This is a genomic window from Mesorhizobium ventifaucium (assembly GCF_935822925.1).
Lineage (GTDB): Bacteria > Pseudomonadota > Alphaproteobacteria > Rhizobiales > Rhizobiaceae > Mesorhizobium > Mesorhizobium ventifaucium.
Map to the genome: position 1 here is coordinate 1 of NZ_CAKXZS010000018.1, position 16,570 is coordinate 16,570.

Annotated in this window: 27 protein-coding genes and 1 tRNA gene; 22 read left to right on the plus strand and 6 right to left on the minus strand. The window is 59.3% G+C overall.

The window, feature by feature from the left end:
- The first annotated feature begins 237 nt into the window (after positions 1-237).
- The 7 genes from NMG70_RS16005 (at position 238) to NMG70_RS16035 (ending at position 4,786) form a co-directional block, all read left to right on the plus strand.
- A complete protein-coding gene (locus tag NMG70_RS16005; protein ID WP_254025445.1) occupies positions 238-1,584 on the plus strand; it encodes a site-specific integrase in 1,347 nt (448 codons plus the stop codon).
- An 89-nt stretch (positions 1,585-1,673) separates the two neighbouring features.
- Positions 1,674-2,150: a hypothetical protein gene (locus NMG70_RS16010; RefSeq protein ID WP_254025446.1), complete on the plus strand. Its 477-nt coding sequence runs from the start codon at positions 1,674-1,676 to the stop codon at positions 2,148-2,150.
- A gap of 67 nt (positions 2,151-2,217) precedes the next feature.
- Complete coding sequence (locus tag NMG70_RS16015) at positions 2,218-2,412, plus strand: helix-turn-helix transcriptional regulator (RefSeq protein ID WP_254025447.1); 195 nt, start codon at positions 2,218-2,220, stop codon at positions 2,410-2,412.
- Positions 2,409-2,594: a hypothetical protein gene (locus NMG70_RS16020; protein ID WP_254025448.1), complete on the plus strand. Its 186-nt coding sequence runs from the start codon at positions 2,409-2,411 to the stop codon at positions 2,592-2,594. Before NMG70_RS16015 ends, NMG70_RS16020 begins: the two co-directional genes overlap by 4 nt.
- Entirely contained in the window at positions 2,591-3,073 is a 483-nt protein-coding gene (locus tag NMG70_RS16025) for a RuvC family protein (protein ID WP_254025449.1), read from the plus strand. Before NMG70_RS16020 ends, NMG70_RS16025 begins: the two co-directional genes overlap by 4 nt.
- A gap of 201 nt (positions 3,074-3,274) precedes the next feature.
- Entirely contained in the window at positions 3,275-3,547 is a 273-nt protein-coding gene (locus NMG70_RS16030; RefSeq protein ID WP_254025450.1) for a hypothetical protein, read from the plus strand.
- 3 nt (positions 3,548-3,550) lie between these two features.
- Positions 3,551-4,786: an AAA family ATPase gene (locus NMG70_RS16035; RefSeq protein ID WP_254025451.1), complete on the plus strand. Its 1,236-nt coding sequence runs from the start codon at positions 3,551-3,553 to the stop codon at positions 4,784-4,786.
- Between the two features lie 3 nt (positions 4,787-4,789).
- Here the strand turns inward: NMG70_RS16035 and NMG70_RS16040 are convergent, their stop codons facing one another.
- Positions 4,790-5,095: a hypothetical protein gene (locus tag NMG70_RS16040; RefSeq protein WP_254025452.1), complete on the minus strand. Its 306-nt coding sequence runs from the start codon at positions 5,093-5,095 to the stop codon at positions 4,790-4,792.
- A gap of 93 nt (positions 5,096-5,188) precedes the next feature.
- Between NMG70_RS16040 and NMG70_RS16045 the strand changes: the two genes are divergently transcribed.
- From NMG70_RS16045 to NMG70_RS16105, 13 genes are all read left to right on the plus strand, one after another.
- The gene (locus NMG70_RS16045) at positions 5,189-5,587 is read left to right on the plus strand and encodes a hypothetical protein (protein ID WP_254025453.1); all 399 of its coding nucleotides are present in this window, start codon (positions 5,189-5,191) and stop codon (positions 5,585-5,587) included.
- Complete coding sequence (locus NMG70_RS16050) at positions 5,584-7,038, plus strand: terminase (protein WP_254025454.1); 1,455 nt, start codon at positions 5,584-5,586, stop codon at positions 7,036-7,038. The genes NMG70_RS16045 and NMG70_RS16050 overlap by 4 nt, the downstream gene beginning before the upstream one ends.
- Positions 7,038-7,208, plus strand: a complete 171-nt coding sequence (locus NMG70_RS16055; protein ID WP_254025455.1) for a hypothetical protein — start codon at positions 7,038-7,040, stop codon at positions 7,206-7,208. The genes NMG70_RS16050 and NMG70_RS16055 overlap by 1 nt, the downstream gene beginning before the upstream one ends.
- A gap of 122 nt (positions 7,209-7,330) precedes the next feature.
- Positions 7,331-8,011 (plus strand): hypothetical protein, encoded by a 681-nt coding sequence (locus tag NMG70_RS16060; protein ID WP_254025456.1) that lies wholly within the window; start codon positions 7,331-7,333, stop codon positions 8,009-8,011.
- 116 nt (positions 8,012-8,127) lie between these two features.
- Entirely contained in the window at positions 8,128-8,511 is a 384-nt protein-coding gene (locus tag NMG70_RS16065; protein WP_436798399.1) for a hypothetical protein, read from the plus strand.
- The gene (locus NMG70_RS16070) at positions 8,504-8,836 is read left to right on the plus strand and encodes a hypothetical protein (protein WP_254025458.1); all 333 of its coding nucleotides are present in this window, start codon (positions 8,504-8,506) and stop codon (positions 8,834-8,836) included. The genes NMG70_RS16065 and NMG70_RS16070 overlap by 8 nt, the downstream gene beginning before the upstream one ends.
- 207 nt (positions 8,837-9,043) lie before the next feature.
- Positions 9,044-10,102 (plus strand): hypothetical protein, encoded by a 1,059-nt coding sequence (locus NMG70_RS16075; RefSeq protein ID WP_254025459.1) that lies wholly within the window; start codon positions 9,044-9,046, stop codon positions 10,100-10,102.
- Complete coding sequence (locus tag NMG70_RS16080; RefSeq protein ID WP_254025460.1) at positions 10,099-10,521, plus strand: hypothetical protein; 423 nt, start codon at positions 10,099-10,101, stop codon at positions 10,519-10,521. Before NMG70_RS16075 ends, NMG70_RS16080 begins: the two co-directional genes overlap by 4 nt.
- 200 nt (positions 10,522-10,721) lie before the next feature.
- Complete coding sequence (locus NMG70_RS16085) at positions 10,722-11,021, plus strand: DUF1236 domain-containing protein (protein ID WP_077372666.1); 300 nt, start codon at positions 10,722-10,724, stop codon at positions 11,019-11,021.
- Positions 11,022-11,531: 510 nt separating this feature from the next.
- Complete coding sequence (locus tag NMG70_RS16090; protein WP_254025530.1) at positions 11,532-12,395, plus strand: ATP-dependent DNA ligase; 864 nt, start codon at positions 11,532-11,534, stop codon at positions 12,393-12,395.
- Positions 12,396-12,479: 84 nt separating this feature from the next.
- A complete protein-coding gene (locus NMG70_RS16095) occupies positions 12,480-12,641 on the plus strand; it encodes a DUF768 domain-containing protein (protein ID WP_367185539.1) in 162 nt (53 codons plus the stop codon).
- 19 nt (positions 12,642-12,660) lie between these two features.
- Positions 12,661-12,891, plus strand: a complete 231-nt coding sequence (locus tag NMG70_RS16100; RefSeq protein ID WP_254025462.1) for a hypothetical protein — start codon at positions 12,661-12,663, stop codon at positions 12,889-12,891.
- A gap of 232 nt (positions 12,892-13,123) precedes the next feature.
- Entirely contained in the window at positions 13,124-13,414 is a 291-nt protein-coding gene (locus tag NMG70_RS16105) for a hypothetical protein (RefSeq protein WP_254025463.1), read from the plus strand.
- A gap of 34 nt (positions 13,415-13,448) precedes the next feature.
- Here NMG70_RS16105 and NMG70_RS16110 read toward each other — a convergent pair whose 3' ends face one another.
- Both NMG70_RS16110 and NMG70_RS16115 read right to left on the minus strand, forming a co-directional pair.
- Positions 13,449-13,922, minus strand: coding sequence for a hypothetical protein (locus NMG70_RS16110; protein ID WP_254025464.1), 474 nt, complete (start codon positions 13,920-13,922; stop codon positions 13,449-13,451).
- Positions 13,919-14,146: a helix-turn-helix domain-containing protein gene (locus tag NMG70_RS16115; protein ID WP_254025465.1), complete on the minus strand. Its 228-nt coding sequence runs from the start codon at positions 14,144-14,146 to the stop codon at positions 13,919-13,921. The genes NMG70_RS16110 and NMG70_RS16115 overlap by 4 nt, the downstream gene beginning before the upstream one ends.
- A 97-nt stretch (positions 14,147-14,243) precedes the next feature.
- Here NMG70_RS16115 and NMG70_RS16120 point away from each other — a divergent pair, with 97 nt between their 5' ends.
- The gene (locus NMG70_RS16120) at positions 14,244-14,939 is read left to right on the plus strand and encodes a hypothetical protein (RefSeq protein ID WP_254025466.1); all 696 of its coding nucleotides are present in this window, start codon (positions 14,244-14,246) and stop codon (positions 14,937-14,939) included.
- The gene (locus NMG70_RS16125; RefSeq protein ID WP_254025467.1) at positions 14,936-15,139 is read left to right on the plus strand and encodes a hypothetical protein; all 204 of its coding nucleotides are present in this window, start codon (positions 14,936-14,938) and stop codon (positions 15,137-15,139) included. Before NMG70_RS16120 ends, NMG70_RS16125 begins: the two co-directional genes overlap by 4 nt.
- Positions 15,140-15,214: 75 nt before the next feature.
- On the opposite strand, the gene NMG70_RS16130 is transcribed toward NMG70_RS16125, so the two are convergent.
- The 3 genes from NMG70_RS16130 to NMG70_RS16140 all read right to left on the minus strand — a co-directional run bounded on the left by NMG70_RS16130 (position 15,215) and on the right by NMG70_RS16140 (position 16,479).
- A complete protein-coding gene (locus NMG70_RS16130) occupies positions 15,215-15,682 on the minus strand; it encodes a DUF995 domain-containing protein (RefSeq protein ID WP_254025468.1) in 468 nt (155 codons plus the stop codon).
- Between the two features lie 104 nt (positions 15,683-15,786).
- A complete protein-coding gene (locus NMG70_RS16135; protein WP_254025469.1) occupies positions 15,787-16,293 on the minus strand; it encodes a hypothetical protein in 507 nt (168 codons plus the stop codon).
- Positions 16,294-16,404: 111 nt separating this feature from the next.
- A tRNA-Asn gene (locus NMG70_RS16140) sits at positions 16,405-16,479 on the minus strand.
- Positions 16,480-16,570: the final 91 nt, after the last annotated feature.

Consider the following 16,570-nt stretch of genomic DNA (forward strand, 5'->3'; position numbering starts at 1 on the left):
CCTATGTGTCCAGAATGGACCGAAAAGACGGTGGCTCCCCGGGCCGGATTCGAACCAGCGACCAACCGGTTAACAGCCGCTCTTTGCAGTGCCATCTAGCGCACACTACCGGTTGGTCTCCATCGATAAAGCTATTTATTTTCAATGGACATAGGTTCTCAGTTGCACTTTAGCGCACACTAGGGCAACGTAGGCAGTACAGCGAATCCGTTGCCCCAATGTTGCCCGGAGAGACAGATGCCCCGCGAGAACCTTACCGACATCCGCCTCAAGGCCTTGAGGCCGGCCGATGCTGGCAAACGCTATGTGATAATGGATGCGCAAGTGCCGAACATGGGCGTCCGCGTAACGGACAAGGCGCCTGCGAACGGTTCGAAGATGAAAGCGGGCCAGGTTAGTTTTATCTACATCGCCCGCTATGGTAAGGCGGCGCAGCCAGCGCGAAGGGCGCTTGGCGAGTACGACATCATGTCGCTGGACGGAGCGCGGACAAAAGCGCGGGAGTGGGCAGCACTCATTGCCAGGGGCATAGATCCCAAGGAACAGGAAGAGGAGGCCCGCCAGAAGGCGGAAGCCGAGAAACGCGAGAAGGACAAGGGAGCGGCCGGGCGGCGCGCCAGACAATTCGAGCGCGTCTTGGTGCGTTTCATCCGGGCTCGTAAGCGGGATGGCATTCGAAAGTGGAGGGAAGACCGCAACGACTTCAAGCGCGAATGCCTGCCGGTCTGGCGTGGGAAGGACGTCGGGGCGATCCGCAATCCCGACATCATGGCCGTGCTCGAAAAGATCAACGACCGCGGCGCCACCCGGCAGGCGCTGAATATGGCGCAAAAGATCGGCACAGTCTTCAACTGGTGCGTGGATGACGAGCTGATAGACGCCTCACCCTACCGCGCCAAAAAGGTCAGAACGGCGATCGGCGAGAAGTCGTCACGAAAACGCGTCCTGACCGACACCGAGATCCGAACGCTGTGGAAGGTGACCGACGGCACGGCCAAAGGCGTGGGCGCTGTTGAGGCGTCTGTCTATCGGCTGCTGCTTCTGACTGGGCAACGCCTCAATGACATCGCTCGGGCCTCATGGTCGGAAATCGATCTCGACAAGAAGGTTCTGACGATCCCAGCGGCGCGGTTTAAGTCAGACCGCGACCACGCTGTTCCTCTTACCGATGACGCGGTGGAAATCATCAAAGGTCTGCCGCGTTTTGGCAAAAAGAACGACAGTTGGCTTTGCTCGCTCGACGGCGCGAAGCCGGTGACCATCGGCCACAAGGTCAAGCTGCGGGTTATTGCCGCCATGCTCGCGGTGTTGCGGGAAGACGATCCCGAGGCGACCCTGCCGGCCTGGGTCAATCACGACATCCGCCGAACGGTTCGCACCCGGTTGTCCGAGCTCGACGTGATGGACGAGGTGGCCGAGGCAGTTATCGGGCATGTGCCTACGGCGCTTGTCAGGACGTACAACCAGTCCGAACGGCTGAAGGTCAAGCGGGACGCCCTGACGCGCTGGGAGGGTGCCCTTGCCGCCCTGACAGGCCGGGGAAAGGCCTCCAATGTTGTCGCGATCTCGGCGATGGCGTCATAAACCACAAGGAACCACTAAAGCCATGCCATACCCCTTGACATCGGCGAACGTGACAAGTACGTATTACGTACTTAATGGGTGGTTTTTCGATGACCGACTACAGCCTTGCCGACTTGACCAAGATCACCGACTCCAAGCGCCGGTCGGTGCAACTGTGGGCTGAGGCCGGCGTCATCCATGCCGATGTCGAGACAGAACGGGCGGGCACTGGAGTTCATCGACGTTTTTCTCGTAACGAAGCCATCATCGCGGTGCTGATCGCCAGACGGGCTGAGTTGCGGATCTCGATCGGCATGTTGAAGATGCTTGCAGACCACTACCGAACACTAATGCAGCGTTTCGACGTGATCTTCGAGGAATGCATCGCCGGCAGGATGACCGCCTACATGGCCAGCTACGCCGACGTCGGTTACAAAGCCTTCTCAACCACGTTTCATGCAGTTGACCCTTCCATCTCACCAGAAAAGCAGATGCAAGCCCTTGGCGCCTTTCTTCAAAAGGCGACCGATCAGGCTGGCGGCTGCCATGTAATGCGTCTCGATAGATACCTTGCCGTACTCCGGTGAGGTGTTTTTTTGTCTAAATAAGTACGTAGAACGTACTTGATCAGCAGCAGCCACAAGGAAGCACCCCATGCCCCTTATCCCTCTCAATGAATTACCCGCCAAAGGCATCACCTACAGCCGTAACTACATCGATCGGCTGATCAAGGAACATCGCTTTCCGCAGCCGGTGTACCTCTCGCCGCGCCGCCGCGCTTTCCTCGAATCTGAAATCGATGCGTGGATCAAGGCCCGCGTCGACCAGCGCGACCAGGTGGCGGCATGACTGGCATTGGTCATCACGACAATCCCACGATCGACGAGGCTGCCCGTTGGCTTGCGACCACGCCAGTTCGGCAGCGTGAAAGGCCGGCGGTGCCGCTCCTGCGCGAACGCTTCGGCTTGAGTGCGAAGGAATCCTGCATGGCGATCGCCGCCGCAAACCTCATCAAGGCGAGGTCGGCATGAGCGCGCCAGAGCTTTGCATCCTTGGCATTGATCCCGGAGCGTCCGGTGCGATTGCCTTCTATTTTCCGTCTCGACCGGACTTAATCGGCGCTGAAGACGTTCCGCTAGCCGGCGGCGAGATCGACGCGGTCACATTGGCGCACCGCATCGTGCAAATGGCTCCCACCGTCGCCATCATCGAGCAGGTCGGGCCTATGCCGAAACAGGGCGTCTCGTCGACTTTCAAGTTCGGCGTCGCCTACGGCGTCGTTCGCGGCGTGGTGCAGGCGCTCAACGTCCCAATGCACCTTGTCACCCCTGGTCGCTGGAAAAAGCATTTCCGTCTAGACAGTGACAAGGAGAAGGCCCGCGCGCTGGCGCTTCGCTACTGGCCGTCGAGCATCCATTTCAGCCGCAAGAAAGATCACGGTCGCGCCGAAGCGGCTTTGCTTGCCCGGTTCGCAGCAGAGACGATTGGAGGCGCAAATGGGGCCTCCTGAAAATGGGAACGCCGCCCCGATGGCAGTCGGGAACGGCGTTGATAGAACCGGTGCTTCCGAAGGCAACCTAGCAGCAATCTATCCGACCTTCAGCCGATCTGCAACGGAGTTCGCAATCGCAACAATCGCCCGCCGCTGGCGTCTGCCGGCGCCGACGGCGCGTGTCGTGGTCGAGCTTGCCCGACTTGGAGGGCAGGCAGCATGAGCGGCGGCGTCGACATCCCACACAATGAACCTGTTCCTGGCACCGTCGTCGCCGCCGTCCGCGTGGCTCGCAACTGCCTGATGGACGCGCAGTTTCGCCTCGACGATCACGGCTATCACTGCCGGCTGCTCGACGGTCTTCAGGACGGCGCCGCAACCTTGCTTGCCGAATGGGCGGGCAGGGATAGGCCGAGCTCGGCGCCGGCCGTGCCGGATTTCATCGCCGAGGCTGCGCGCGAATACCGCCGCCGGCAGAAACGGACTTATTGACCAATGAACTACAGCCACACAGACCCAATCGCGGCGCGCATGGACGATCCCTGGCGTGGTGTTGATTATGAAGGCAAGCCAAGCCCATCTCAATTGCGGATCACGGCAGCGCCGTTCGTCTGGCGCGAGCCGGCCGACATCCCGCCGCGTCGATGGCTGTTCGGCGGCCACTACATTCGCGGCTATGTCACCGGCACTGTTGCCCCTGGCGGCATGGGGAAAACGTCTGTGGTGCAGACCGAAGCGCTGTCCATGGTGACGGGGCGCGATCTCCTTGGAATCAAACCCGACCTTGCATCCCTCAAGGCATGGATCTGGAATCTTGAAGACCCGACCGAAGAGGTTGAACGCCGCTTCGCAGCATCCGTTGTGCATCACGGCATCAACCCGCATGACCTCGCCGGCAGGCTATTCGTCAATTCGGGGCGGGATACGCCGCTGGTGATCGCCCGCAAGGTCAAAGACGCCATCACTGTGGCCGAGCCGGTCATTGACGCCCTGGTTGCCGAGATCGACGCCAACGGCATCGACGTCCTGATTATCGATCCGTTCGTCAGCAGCCATGGCCTGCCCGAGAATGACAACGCTGCGATCGACGCCGCGGTCAAGGCGTGGGGACGTGTTGCCGGGAGGGGCAATTGTTCGGTCGAGCTGGTGCACCATTCCCGCAAGCTCAATGGCGACGCCATATCGGCTGACAGCGCCAGGGGCGGCAGCGCCTTTGTCGATGGTTGCCGGGCTGTCCGCGTCATCAACCGCATGTCCGAAGAGGAAGCAACGCGGCTTGGGGTCGACGAGGCGCGCCGATTCTTCTTCATGCTCGCCGACAAGCAGAACATGGCGCCGCCGGCAGATAAGCGAGACTGGTATCAGCTAGTTTCCGTGCCGCTGGCCAATGGCGACAATGTTGCTGCCGTCGACAAATGGACCCCGCCCAATCCGTTCGATGACGTGACGCCCGATCATCTTCGACGCGTCCAGGCCCTCTTCGCCAGCAGCGATTACAGGGAAAGCGAGCAATCGCCTGAATGGGGCGGCATTGCCGTGGCAACCGTCCTCGACCTCGATGTGGGCGCAGGCAGGAAGGCAAACGAGCGCACAGGGCAGCAGAAGGCCGCTAGAGCGAAGATCAAGGGCATTCTTCGGACGTGGCAGGATACCGGCGCCATCATCCTGGAAACCCGCGCTGACGCCAAGCGGATGAACAAGCTGTTCTATGCCTGTGGGGAGCCCGCATGAACGTCACGGGCAACTTGTCCACCATGTTTGCCTCACTGCCTCACCCACTAGTGCGGCAAGGTGCGGCAACTGCGGCAAATGCACTGCCTCACCACCACCCTTATAGGGGTGTGGGGTGGGGCGGGGCAGGCAAGTGTTGCAGATTTCAGGTGCGGCAAAAGCAATCTGGAAATGGGCGATCAAACCCTCGTGAGACACTCGTTCGGGAGACCGTTTTTTCTGCCGGGAGACCGTTTTTTCTGCCGGGCAGAGAATGGTGAAAATCACCCATTTTGAGCGAAAACCGGCTAGCAACCGGTTGATCAACATGCCTGCATCCCTTGCTTTTCAAGGCTTTTAGCTGCATGATCGCGCGACTGCTTCGTTTCGGGGCAACATTAGGGCAACATGGTGGGCGAAAAAGTGCAGGCTGATACCAGCGACATTGAAAGCGAATCCCCTCCGAAAGGTGGGCAGAAGGTGCGGCTTAAGACGCTGGCCGATCTGGACCGCCGCACGACTGCCGCCCGCGTGGTGTTCGAACTGCGTGACAGCCTGGCCTCCGATCTTGGCGGCAAGGCCAATCTCAGCGTCATGAAGCTGGAGCTAATCGACAACGTGGCCTGCCTCGGCGCCATGCTGAAGGATGCCGCTGCCAACTATCTCGAAGGCAAGCCTATCGACATCAACGAGTTCATGAGCTTGACCAATGCCCAGCGCCGGCTCCTGGCGGATCTAGGGCTTGAGCGCCGGGCACTGAAGGACATTACCCCAACGCTGCGTGACTACGCCGCCACCCAATATGCAGGCGCGGCATCATGAGCCTCGAAAACATCACCATCGATCGGGCCTTGCGTGATCCGAACCTGCTTGGCGCTGCACTCGGCACGTCGCCGACATGGGACACATGGATTGCGGTCCTTCGCGCCGCTTTCGCTCTGCCGATGACGGAAAGCGACCTTGCCACCTTCAAGCAGGTTGCCGGGGCCAGGGACGTGCCCGAGAAGCGCGTCCGCGAGCTTTGGGCGATCGTAGGCAGGCGAAGCGGCAAATCGCGCATGGCCGCCGCTACAGCCGCCTATATGGCAGCATTCGGCATTGACCATTCGAAGCTTAGCCCCGGCGAAGTGGGCACGGTCCTGGTGCTTGCCGCCAGCAAGGCGCAGGCGAACGCTGTCTTTCGCTACATTCTTGCCTTCTTCGAGAGCAGCCCGATCCTCTCCGGCCTGATCGAGACCACGACGAGCGACGAGATCCGGCTTGCCGGCAACATCGCCATCGCTGTGCATTCGAGTAGCTACCGGACAGTCAGGGGCCGGAGCCTGGTGGCGTGCATTTTTGACGAGGTGGCGTTTTGGCGCGATGAAAGCAGCAGCGCGCCCGACGTCGAAACCTTCAGAGCCGTCATCCCGGCGTTGTCCACGACGGGCGGCCTGTTGGTCGGCATTTCCTCCCCATATCGGCAAGCTGGCCTGCTCTACAGCAAGTTTCAGGACGGCTTTGGGCAGAACATCGCCAATGTCCTCGTCGTCAAGGCGCCAACAGCCACGTTCAATCCGACCATCGATCACACAATCATCGAGCAGGCACACCGCGAAGACCCCGAATCGGCGTCGGCTGAGTGGGATGCCGAGTTTCGAGGCGACTTGTCGAACTACATCGACCGTCGCGTTGTCGAGGCCTGCATCGAGCCCGGAGTGTACGAGCGCGGTTATGTTCGCGACTACCGCTACACCGCCTTTTGCGACCCGAGCTCAGGTGCCAGTGACAGCATGACGTTGGCGATTGGCCATCGTGAGGGTGCCAGGGCTGTTCTGGACTGCCTTCGCGAGGTCAAGGCGCCATTCTCGCCAACTGACGTTGTGAACGAGTTTGCCGCCGTCCTGAAGGCTTACCAATGCACGTCCGTGAAGGGCGATGCCTACGCTGTCGGATGGGTGAAGGAAGCCTTCGACAAGGTCGGTGTCAGGTATGTCCCGAGTGAGCGCAACCGCAGCGAACTCTACCTGGATGCGTTGCCTGCACTGATGGCGCGATCGGCTGTCCTGCTCGATAACCCTCGCCTTGTCGGACAGATTTCCCAGCTTGAGCGGCGCACGATGCGCTCCGGCCGCGATGCGGTCGATCACATGCGCGGGATGTCCGACGACCTCGCCAATGCCGCACTAGGCGCCATCGTCAATGCGCCGAACGCGGAAGCCGCCAAGCGGACCTACTACTACGGCCCGAAGCCGAAGCCCATCTTTACCGACCCACTTTCGGAGTACCGCTGATGAACACCCCCATCACCGACACCAATCCGTTCAAGCGCGACAAGGACGGCAAGATCCCGAACCTGACGGCAATTGCCAATCTGTGCCGTGCCGATCCGCGCAAGGCGATCCTGCTCTGCAAAGAGGCCGGCGAACAGCTGGATGCCTGGTTTCCGATGAACCCGAAATAGGAGGCAGAAATGTCTGCATCGACCAACTCAGCCCCCGCGAACGCGGCCAAGCTGCGAAAGGCCCAGAAACAAGCCGTTGCCAAGGCAAAGGCGCGCACCGCGAAAGGTTCGAAGAAATGACCATGCTGCTGTCAGCTCATTCCGTGGCGTTGCACGCTGCCCGTACCTCCGCCCAGTTCGCCGCGGTAATTTCCGCGCTGGATACCGACCTTAATTCGGCCATCGCACGCAAGGCCGAGCTCGAAAAAGCCGAGGACAAGGCGATCTTCGGCGATGGCGATCTGGCGGAAGTCCGTGCGGCGCTTGCCGAGTGCAATTCCGAAATTGGCCTTTACGAAAAGGCAATTGGGCTTGCTGACGAGCGACGCATTGAGGCGGCCAGGAATGAGGCAGCGGTTGATGTCGTGGCCCTTGGCAAGGATGCGAAGGCCAAGGCGAACGCTCTCGGCGGCCATCTGCACCGAGTCTACGAATTGATCGAGGAAATGCGCGGCGAGCTTTTCAAGGTGGATGCGCTTTCCATCTCGCTCGGGGCGGCGAACGGCAGCCTTGAAGCCGCCGGCCGGCGAGACCTAATGGTCAACGTCACATCGGTACGTAGGCAGGCAATGAGCGGCCCACGCGCCGCAGTGCCAAACCGGGCCAGCCGCAAGGCATTGCAGGCCGACAAGATGCTGCTGTCGTTCCTCACCCTTGGCGGCGTCCTGGATCGTCGCGCAGCGGTCGGCAACCCTGTGGGTGAGGCGGCCGAGATCAAAGGAATCGAGCATCACGCCGCATTCCACACCGGGCGCGGTGACTGACCATGACCTACTCGTTTCATACAGAGGGGCACTGCATGGGCGGCTTTGTCCCGACCGGCGCCGAACTGGAGGCAGACCCGACGCCGGAGATTCATCCGGGCCAATTGGTCGCTGTAGTGCTGAAAAAAACCGGTCCGATGCAGGGCCTGGCTCACTCTCTGCACGGCAACGGCTGGCTTGGCGTCGTCAAGATGTTTCTCGGCACGACCACAACCCGCGCCGGCCGGAAAGCCTACATGCTGGGCCAGCTTGAGCCGCCGATCGTGCTTGCGGTGGAGGAAGCCCACATGGAGGCGATGCACCTGATCGTCGGTGCCAAGGAAACCCCTTGGATGCTCGAAAACACCGAGGAACAGGACGCCAACCTCGAGGCCGCGATCGACCTGATGACGCCCTGGTTCTGCGGAGGCGCGACCAAGCCGATCGGCCCAAATTGGCGCCCTGTGGACATTGAAGCCATCGTGGAAGCGGCAAAGCTATTGGAGAAAATCGATGCATAAATTCCACTGCGGGCTTACCGAAACCGCCGCCGGCCCCACCATCGGGGCAATCGCTGACCTTGGCGACCTTTTCCTGAAGGCCCGCGATGCCGGATTGAGCCCGGACGAGGAAGTGAGATTCGCCGATTTGCTGAATTTTGCCACCCAGAACACGATTTTCGCGAACCTGTTCTATGTCCGGCCGACGCTGGATTACCTGTTCCTGAGTTCAATGCGGGAAGTGGCTTCGCCCGGCTACACGCGCCGCGTCGAACGCAACCGCAAGAAGCAATACGGCCAGCATAGCATCGCATCTAAGCCCCTCGACCCATTCGGGGCCTTCTGACAGCCATGCAGAAGCTTTCTACATACGCACGCTTCAGAAAACAGCCACAGGTGACGCCATGGGCGTGCCGGACGCCAAACAGGCCAAACCCAGATAGGAGCCTATTTCATGGCCAGACCTGCAACTGCTGCCGTTCGACTCCTGACGGGTGAGAGAGAGCCTGTCCGCCTTGCCACGACCGGCCCGATCGGGGTCGAAGCCGGCGGCTTGCTGACGATCGATGGCGTCGTGACTGAGGTTGGCGACCGCGTCCTCGTGAAGGATCAGACCGACGGCACGCAAAACGGGATTTACGCCGCGTCCGAAGGCACCTGGTATCGGGCCGCAGATGCGCGCACCGCACGCACGATGCAGAAGGGAACGACGGTTCGCACCCAGGTTGGGACGGTCAACGCCAGCCGGATGTTTATATTCACGACCGATGAGCCGGTGATCGGCACTGACGATATCGCTGTAACCTTCGATGCGACGGATCATTCTAGCTTCGTCACTCTGACCGACCCGCAGACGCTCATCAACAAGACGCTGACCAGCCCGACGGTTAATGGCGGTACGATCGCATCCGCAACGCTGACCTTGAAGCAGAGCGCGGCACCGGCACCGACTGCCGAAGGCGATATCCAGTGGGATACTGACGATAATCGAATAGTGGTTGGCGATGGCGCAGCCCAAGCTGTTTTTGCCAAGGGGCCGGCGACGACCGTTGACAACACTGTCCCGCGCTTTGACGGCACAAAGGGCGCAACACAGCCTTCGGGCGTCACGATCGATGACAGCGACAAGGCAACCGCTTCAGGCGGCTTTTATGTCGGCTCGGCTCGTGTCGGCGGCACTCCTGATGCAGTTATGGAGGATCAGAAGTCGTCCGGGACAGGAGGCGGAACGCCGGTCGCTACGACCTGGACAACGCACGCACTCAACACCGAAGTTCGCGACCCGTCAGGCCTTGTGTCGATCTCCTCAAACGAGTTCACCCCGACCGTCGATGGCTGGGTCGAATGGGAGATTACCTCGTATACCGTCCCCATTTTCGGCTCACGTCTGCAAAACATGACCGATGCCACAACCGCCGGAATGGGTGTTGTAGCCCATGGCAACGGCAGCCCGAACTCAGGCGGGATATCGACGGGCGGCGCTGCGGTCGTCGCCAGCAAGGCCTTTGCGATCCAGTATTACGCCAATGCCAACCCTGCGAATGGTCTTGGCCTGGCTCTTTCGCAGGGAACCGAAGTCTACGCCCGGGTGAAGTTCTGGAGGACGACATGAAATATGCTCGCATCATCGATGGCATGGTGGATTCGATTTCGTACGATCTGCCCTATTTCGAAGGCGGCCCGGAGCCGGGATGGACAAAGGTTCCCGACGACGTTTTCGCCGGCTTTTCATTCGATGGTGAGAAGTTCACCGGCCCAGAGCCAACGCCGCCGCCTCGTCAGACAGTTCTGAAATCGCTTGTGCAGGCGAGGATAATCGACGCTGGCAAGATGGCTTCCGCCTACGCCGCCTTGACACAAAACCCGGTCTATTTCGCCCGCTGGTTTGCTCCCGATCGACCCGAGGTCTACTGCGACGACCCGGACGCCGTTTCCCTGCTTCAAGCTCTCGGGCTTGATCCAGACGCCATCCTTGCCCCCGTGAACGACAATCAGAAGACCCCCATGATGGCGAGTAGCAGGCCCAGGTAGGCCAAGGCCAGGAGTCCACTGGAGCGCCTGACGGCCAATCGGCACGCATGGCGATGCCGCAATCGTTCTCAAGCATTAATCAAGTTCAGCGGATTCGCGCACTGCCAGTGGAACAAGAATTGCTCCGCACCCGTTCAAGCTAAGCAACCCGTCGCGGCAGCAATGAAGCGCCGCAGTGGAGTTTGCTTGGAGGAGGTAATATGAGAAATCACCTTTCCGCGGCCGCGGCAGGAATCCTTCTGCTCGTTGGTGTCAGCGCCGCCGCCGCGCAGGACGTTATCATCCAGCCCGAGCATGAAACTGTGATCCGGGAATACGTGAAAAAGAAACCGATGGCATCCATCAGCCTTCTCGGCGTGGAGCTCAACATCGGCACAGCTCTGCCCGAGACAGTTGAGCTTTACGAGGTGCCGGACGTTCAGTACCGCTACGTAATCGTCGATGGCCGAACCGTCTTGGTCGACCCATCTACCCGCAAGATTGTGAAGGTCTACGACTGACACGTTCTTCAGGCTGACGCCCGCCGTGCTGAAAGGTGCGGCGGGCTTCTTGCGTTCAATTCACAGGCCCCCCAACGGGCCATGCTCTTCATCGGCGGGCGAGGACACCCAGGGCAGCCATCGGCGGAACTTTAGCGAGTTCTGAAAATTGTCTGTGACCAGTGGGCATGCCCCTCTCACTGCCCGCTGTAGATCGGGTTTTCAACCCGACCGGGCCCGCGCTCTCCGGCGGCGAGGCGCGGGCTTTATTGCGCGATCCGCAGCCCGCCCCAGCAAAGCGAATGAAAAGCCCGCTGCGAGAGGGGACCGGCAGCGGGCTTTCACTTGGGGAGTGTCCCAGCGGCTGCATCCTGAGGAATCGACCGCTGCATCTGTAATGCGTTATTTCTGCAACGGTTCCAAAGTTTTTTGCGGAGTCGGTACGTTCCGGCCTACCGATCGGCCGCACCGTTTATTTACGGAACCTAATATAGCCAGGCGGATTGAATGGCGGTCTCGTGAGTGCCGTTCATGCGTTTAAAGTTTATCGCGCCGTTGATGCCGACGTTGGTGGACAAGCCATTGGAAGGAGGCGACTGGATCCACGAGGTCAAGTTCGACGGCTACCGCTCGCAAATCATCATCGACGAAGCGGGCACGCGCATCTTCACGCGCAACGGAATGGATTGGACGGCGAAGTATCCCGATTTGGTCGAGACGGCGAAAGGGCTTGTTGTCGAAAGCGCGATCGTCGACGGGGAGATTATCGTTCCGAATGAAACTGGTCTCGCCGATTTCGCTGCTTTGCGGAGGGCGATTACCCGTCGCCAGCATGACCTCTATTTCGTGGCCTTCGATCTCCTTCACTTCAATGGTAATGACCTGCGCGACATGCCCCTGGAACATCGGCGCGAGATGCTTGCCGGTTTGATCCCCTCGGGGACTCGCATCCAATTCAGTCAGTCTCTCCCCGGGGAAGCCAAAGCAATTTTTCATCTGCTTGATCGGGCCGGTCTGGAGGGGATGGTCTCGAAGCGCTGTGGCAGCAGGTATCGCAGCGGGCGGTCGATCAACTGGCTGAAGGTGAAGTGCTACATTGTCGACGAATATGAACTGCTCGGCGTCGAGCGCGAGGCCGGCAAGCCGGCATTCGCCCTGATGGGCGAGATCGGCACGCGAAAATATGTCGGGTCTGCCTTTATCAATTCAAGCCGCGAGATCCGCGAGCGGCTTTGGAAGTGGGTCCAGGAGCACGCCGGGCCGCCGCCGAAGGGCACGAAGCGGCCGGCAACGCAGTGGGTCAAGCCGGGGATCAAGGCCCGTGTGAAGCATCTCAGAGGCGAGGAAGACCTTCGGCACGCCTCGCTGCAGGATTTTTGGGACGAAGGAACTTAATGCGCTCCGCCAGCTTGTGACGGAATGAGCACCCGCGGTACGGACTTCTTGCACAAATGGCTGAGCAGCAACCTCGATGGCCTTATGAGCACGGACGTAATTTCAGTCAGGGAAGCGGTCCAGAAGTTGCTCGCGGATGCAAAAGCTCTAGGCATTGGCGAAGTCGAGATCGAGGAAGACATAGGGAGCGTCTACGAAGTGGTCCTAGATGCGATCGTCCACCATGACGAAGGCTTGGCGAGCTGACCGCCCCGATGGAGGCCCTATGAAACGCAAGCCCAGTAGATCCGGATTCAACAAACTTCTCGACGTCGACACCACACTTCTATCAGCCGAGCCCTTGATCGGACTCCTCGAACTGGAGACCGACACCGGCACGATCGAACTGGCGATGAACAGGACCTTGGCCGAACAACTTCTTTTTGCCGTCGTTGAATTTCTCCAGGCCGGCAAGGGAGATGACGCGGCAACCTTTGCGGTCGAGCGTTCGCAATAGGGGCTCGCAGCATCATCGCAGCGCTGGCACAAGCGCTCGCCAGGACGCGCTGAGCGCCAGACGGCGGCTAGCCGAAACGCGCGCTGGCGGGGCTTGCCGTGGCGCGACCGCGCTCATGGCCAGAGAGTCGCGGGCTGTTTCGTTCCGAGCTGCGACCAACCCGCTTGCCCTTGTCATCGAAATCAGGATTATATTCCTCCCGTTGCGGCGAGCCCCTTCAACGGAGATCGCCATGCCTCGAAAGACTCTCGCCGACACTCTGGCCGCCCGCGAATCCATCTATGTCAATTGCGGACACCCGATGTGCTGCAAATCAACGAAGCTCGACATCCAGGCGCTGATTGACAGGCTCGGCCGTGACCACGGCTCGATGCATGACGACCTGGTCGGGCTCTTTGTTTGCTCAAATTGCAAGGCTGCCGGTCGCGACCGCCGGCAGGTGTTCTTCACATGCATTCCTGACTACGAAGGCCAGCAGCGGGCGCGCAATCGCGACTGGAAACCGACTTTCGAGAAGCGCTAGATCACCTGCGATGAAGACAGCCGGCGCCGAGAGGCTATTGGAGTTCTTCGACGGTGCTGCAGTACCGCATCAGCTCTTCCGACACTCTTCCGGAAGCCTTTTCCGTGCGCCAGTTCGAAAGGGTTCGGAGTTCGTCACTCTCGAAATACTCGTAGCGGTAAAGGTAGGCGCCCCCGTCCTCGACAAAGCTCAGCGACTTCCTGTCGGCATTCAGACTCCACTGCGACTCTACGACAGGGAGAGTTTTCTTACTGGGATAGTGGCTATGGCGGATGGTCACAGACGATCTATCTGCTGAGAACACAAGCGCGATCAACCCATCTGACCACGGACAGACAATTGGTGACGACACGGCGGGCGTCGTCGCTGCAAGAGTCGAAGAGGCGCTAACGCGCTCGATCCATTCCTTGAAATCTCGGCTTCGTTGCTCGTCACTCTGGACATAAATCAAGAACAACAGCCCAGCCCCGCAAAGCAGTGCACCGACCAATTTCAGCGCGTCGATCATTTCCTCAGCCTCACACCAGCGCCGCCGCCATTCTCGGGGATGAACTCGACGCCGGCCGCATCGAGGGCGCGGCACAGGGCATCCTTAGTGACCTCACGAGGTTCGCGGGCATTGCGCTCGAAATCGACGATCGTCCTCACAGCGACCTTGGATGCGTCGGCGAGCTGGTCGCGAGACCATTCGATTAGAGCGCGCGCGGCCCGGCATTGCGCGGAAGTTAACATTCTCGTTCCCATGTTGCACTTTTTGTGTTGACTGCATTCGCGCAAACTTGCATGAAATGTGTGTACTTAGCATTAACGATTTCAGGGAGTAAAGCAAATGCCGAACAACCATGTTCGGGCTGCCGCCGAAGGCATGCCCGCAATCAACCGCCGCCGCCTGCTTAACCTGACAGGGGCAGGCCTCGCTCTCGCCGCCACATCCGCTACCCTTCGAAAAGCCGCGGCCGCGCCGATCGACGCCGCACCAGCCGAGCATCCAGACGCCGAGCTGTTCCGCCTCGACCAGGAAATGGAAGAAGTGCACGCCCGCATGGAAACGGCGTCGGAAGCTAACAGCACACTCAGCGACAAGATCGAGGCCCTGTTGCCGCCAAGGCCTCCGAAGTGGGAAGGGCCGGACATGACGGACCATCTTCATGAAATGAATCTCGACGGGAGACTTCGCGACATGGATGAAATCCCTGAGCCTATTCGCGCATGGTTCAAGGAGCGTGGTGAGCAGAGGGCCGCGAACAAGGCCTTGCAGGACGCGTATCATGCCAAATGTGAAGAGATAAACCGCGAAGGCGGGATGGACGCTGCCGAAGAGGCATTCAACGCGGTCTGCAGCGAGGAGTGGGAAATCGGCAGGCGCATTTTCGCGGTCCCTGCCCACACCTTAGAAGGCATGGTGGTGAAAATCCGCGCTGGCGAAAGATTAGGACTTGAGAACCTTGCCGATCCGAGCGAGGCCTACCTGTCGATCGCCGCCGATATCAGGCGCCTTGCGGGCGTGAAGGGCGAAGCGTCATGAAAGACAATGTTGCCCACTACCTGGAGAAAGCCGAGCGCCTGGAACTACTCATCCCGACGTTCGACCCGGCGAACGGGGATATGATCTTGGTGTATCGGATCGAGGACGGCAAAGGCGGGCGCTCATTCCGCGTCTCGCCCGAGTTGGCCGCAGAGTTCCGTTCCTTTATTTTCCAGGCGGTCCGCGAGAAGGCGAACTGACAAAATCGTTCCGACCCGAACGGCCCGCTGCCTCACGGTGGCGGGTTTTTTCATGTGCGCTCCAACACGCTCCAGTTATTCCCCGCCTGCAGCAGCGTATTTTTTCGACACTAAATCGCCCTTCTTAAGTCTCTTCAGCGTGTCGGTAGTATATCCGCCTTTCAGATCCGGTTTTGAACCATCATAGTGGACAGACCAAAGGTCATAAAGTTTTTTCCCGGAACGCCAAAATTTGTTGCAGTCAGTGTAGATTTTCGGATCACCCTTTGCCTTGTTCTTGGCGCACATCTCATTACCACTTACGCTCCAAGTGCCCTTAAAAGTTGCCGTTATCTTAGGTTTACCAAAGATTCCTTTGGTTGTTCCGTCAGGTGCATAGTATATGTTAGAGACCTCCCAAATCCCGGTCTTGCCTGAATATATCGCCTTGACTTCGTCTGCGGTTAATTTGACTGCATCCTTCGGCAGTTTGTCGGCCCATGCGGATCCACAAACAAAACTGGTTAGAACAGCCCCGAACAGACAAATAGGAAATGCACGCATAACGGACCTCCCTCCATCTTTTCTTCTGCGTTGCTAAATTAGCATCTTCTTTACGGCGAATCGAGAGGGGTTGCTCAACGCGCTGCCTCACGGTGCCGGGTTTTTCATGTGCTTGTCGGGATGGCCTGCAAAACAGCCTCGCGTTTTATGCCCGCGAAAAATTTTGCGACCTCTCTCATGAGACTGCGCGAATCGAACGTCTCGCCATCGATTTCGAAGATCAGAGATTTGTCTCGCACATCCGCAATGCTATCTTCGCCACGGATTGGGCGCTTGCCGAGTGTCGGATGCTTGACCAACTGCTGTTTGGCAAACGGCATTCTGATAACAGCCAATCGCAGTTTCAAGGCATTGGTGTCTGCCGCGAGCAGGGAGGAAAAGCAACTCCTGTTTTCGTCCATCGTTCGGACGATTTCATAGGCACCCAAAGTCCAAAACCAGAAAAAATCATATGCTTTCAGAAGATCCGGGCCTGGCTGTTGTCGGTCCAAAGCCGCCTCGATCTCCGATTGCATCCGCTGCAGCGACTGCAATTGAACAACGGTGGAGACTGAAAAGGCCAGGAGGGGGCTTTTCCGATAAATCTCCTCAATCTGTAATTCGTCGTCCAAGATTCTGAACTCGCCAGCAGGAATCACTCGAATGTTGCCCCAGATGTTGCCCAGGCGAGGGTTCGCCAAGTTGGCGAGGGCTTTGAATACCAGCTAAGTCTTTGAAAATGTTGGCTCCCCGGGCCGGATTCGAACCAGCGACCAACCGGTTAACAGCCGGTTGCTCTACCACTGAGCTACCGGGGAACAGAGGCTCTCATGTGAGTGGCGCAGCCTATAGCAAACCCGTTTCGGCTTTGCAAAGAAGCATTTCGTATTTTTCGGCGCTTTTTCGCGC

Bases quoted from the DNA above. Each gene is read 5' to 3' on its own strand.
- NMG70_RS16005 (WP_254025445.1), top strand. From the start codon at position 238: ATGCCCCGCGAGAACCTTACCGACATCCGCCTCAAGGCCTTGAGGCCG.
- NMG70_RS16010 (WP_254025446.1), top strand. From the start codon at position 1,674: ATGACCGACTACAGCCTTGCCGACTTGACCAAGATCACCGACTCCAAG.
- NMG70_RS16015 (WP_254025447.1), top strand. From the start codon at position 2,218: ATGCCCCTTATCCCTCTCAATGAATTACCCGCCAAAGGCATCACCTAC.
- NMG70_RS16020 (WP_254025448.1), top strand. From the start codon at position 2,409: ATGACTGGCATTGGTCATCACGACAATCCCACGATCGACGAGGCTGCC.
- NMG70_RS16025 (WP_254025449.1), top strand. From the start codon at position 2,591: ATGAGCGCGCCAGAGCTTTGCATCCTTGGCATTGATCCCGGAGCGTCC.
- NMG70_RS16030 (WP_254025450.1), top strand. From the start codon at position 3,275: ATGAGCGGCGGCGTCGACATCCCACACAATGAACCTGTTCCTGGCACC.
- NMG70_RS16035 (WP_254025451.1), top strand. From the start codon at position 3,551: ATGAACTACAGCCACACAGACCCAATCGCGGCGCGCATGGACGATCCC.
- NMG70_RS16040 (WP_254025452.1), bottom strand. From the start codon at position 5,095: ATGTTGATCAACCGGTTGCTAGCCGGTTTTCGCTCAAAATGGGTGATT.
- NMG70_RS16050 (WP_254025454.1), top strand. From the start codon at position 5,584: ATGAGCCTCGAAAACATCACCATCGATCGGGCCTTGCGTGATCCGAAC.
- NMG70_RS16055 (WP_254025455.1), top strand. From the start codon at position 7,038: ATGAACACCCCCATCACCGACACCAATCCGTTCAAGCGCGACAAGGAC.
- NMG70_RS16060 (WP_254025456.1), top strand. From the start codon at position 7,331: ATGCTGCTGTCAGCTCATTCCGTGGCGTTGCACGCTGCCCGTACCTCC.
- NMG70_RS16070 (WP_254025458.1), top strand. From the start codon at position 8,504: ATGCATAAATTCCACTGCGGGCTTACCGAAACCGCCGCCGGCCCCACC.
- NMG70_RS16080 (WP_254025460.1), top strand. From the start codon at position 10,099: ATGAAATATGCTCGCATCATCGATGGCATGGTGGATTCGATTTCGTAC.
- NMG70_RS16085 (WP_077372666.1), top strand. From the start codon at position 10,722: ATGAGAAATCACCTTTCCGCGGCCGCGGCAGGAATCCTTCTGCTCGTT.
- NMG70_RS16090 (WP_254025530.1), top strand. From the start codon at position 11,532: ATGCGTTTAAAGTTTATCGCGCCGTTGATGCCGACGTTGGTGGACAAG.
- NMG70_RS16095 (WP_367185539.1), top strand. From the start codon at position 12,480: ATGAGCACGGACGTAATTTCAGTCAGGGAAGCGGTCCAGAAGTTGCTC.
- NMG70_RS16100 (WP_254025462.1), top strand. From the start codon at position 12,661: ATGAAACGCAAGCCCAGTAGATCCGGATTCAACAAACTTCTCGACGTC.
- NMG70_RS16105 (WP_254025463.1), top strand. From the start codon at position 13,124: ATGCCTCGAAAGACTCTCGCCGACACTCTGGCCGCCCGCGAATCCATC.
- NMG70_RS16110 (WP_254025464.1), bottom strand. From the start codon at position 13,922: ATGATCGACGCGCTGAAATTGGTCGGTGCACTGCTTTGCGGGGCTGGG.
- NMG70_RS16115 (WP_254025465.1), bottom strand. From the start codon at position 14,146: ATGTTAACTTCCGCGCAATGCCGGGCCGCGCGCGCTCTAATCGAATGG.
- NMG70_RS16120 (WP_254025466.1), top strand. From the start codon at position 14,244: ATGCCGAACAACCATGTTCGGGCTGCCGCCGAAGGCATGCCCGCAATC.
- NMG70_RS16125 (WP_254025467.1), top strand. From the start codon at position 14,936: ATGAAAGACAATGTTGCCCACTACCTGGAGAAAGCCGAGCGCCTGGAA.
- NMG70_RS16130 (WP_254025468.1), bottom strand. From the start codon at position 15,682: ATGCGTGCATTTCCTATTTGTCTGTTCGGGGCTGTTCTAACCAGTTTT.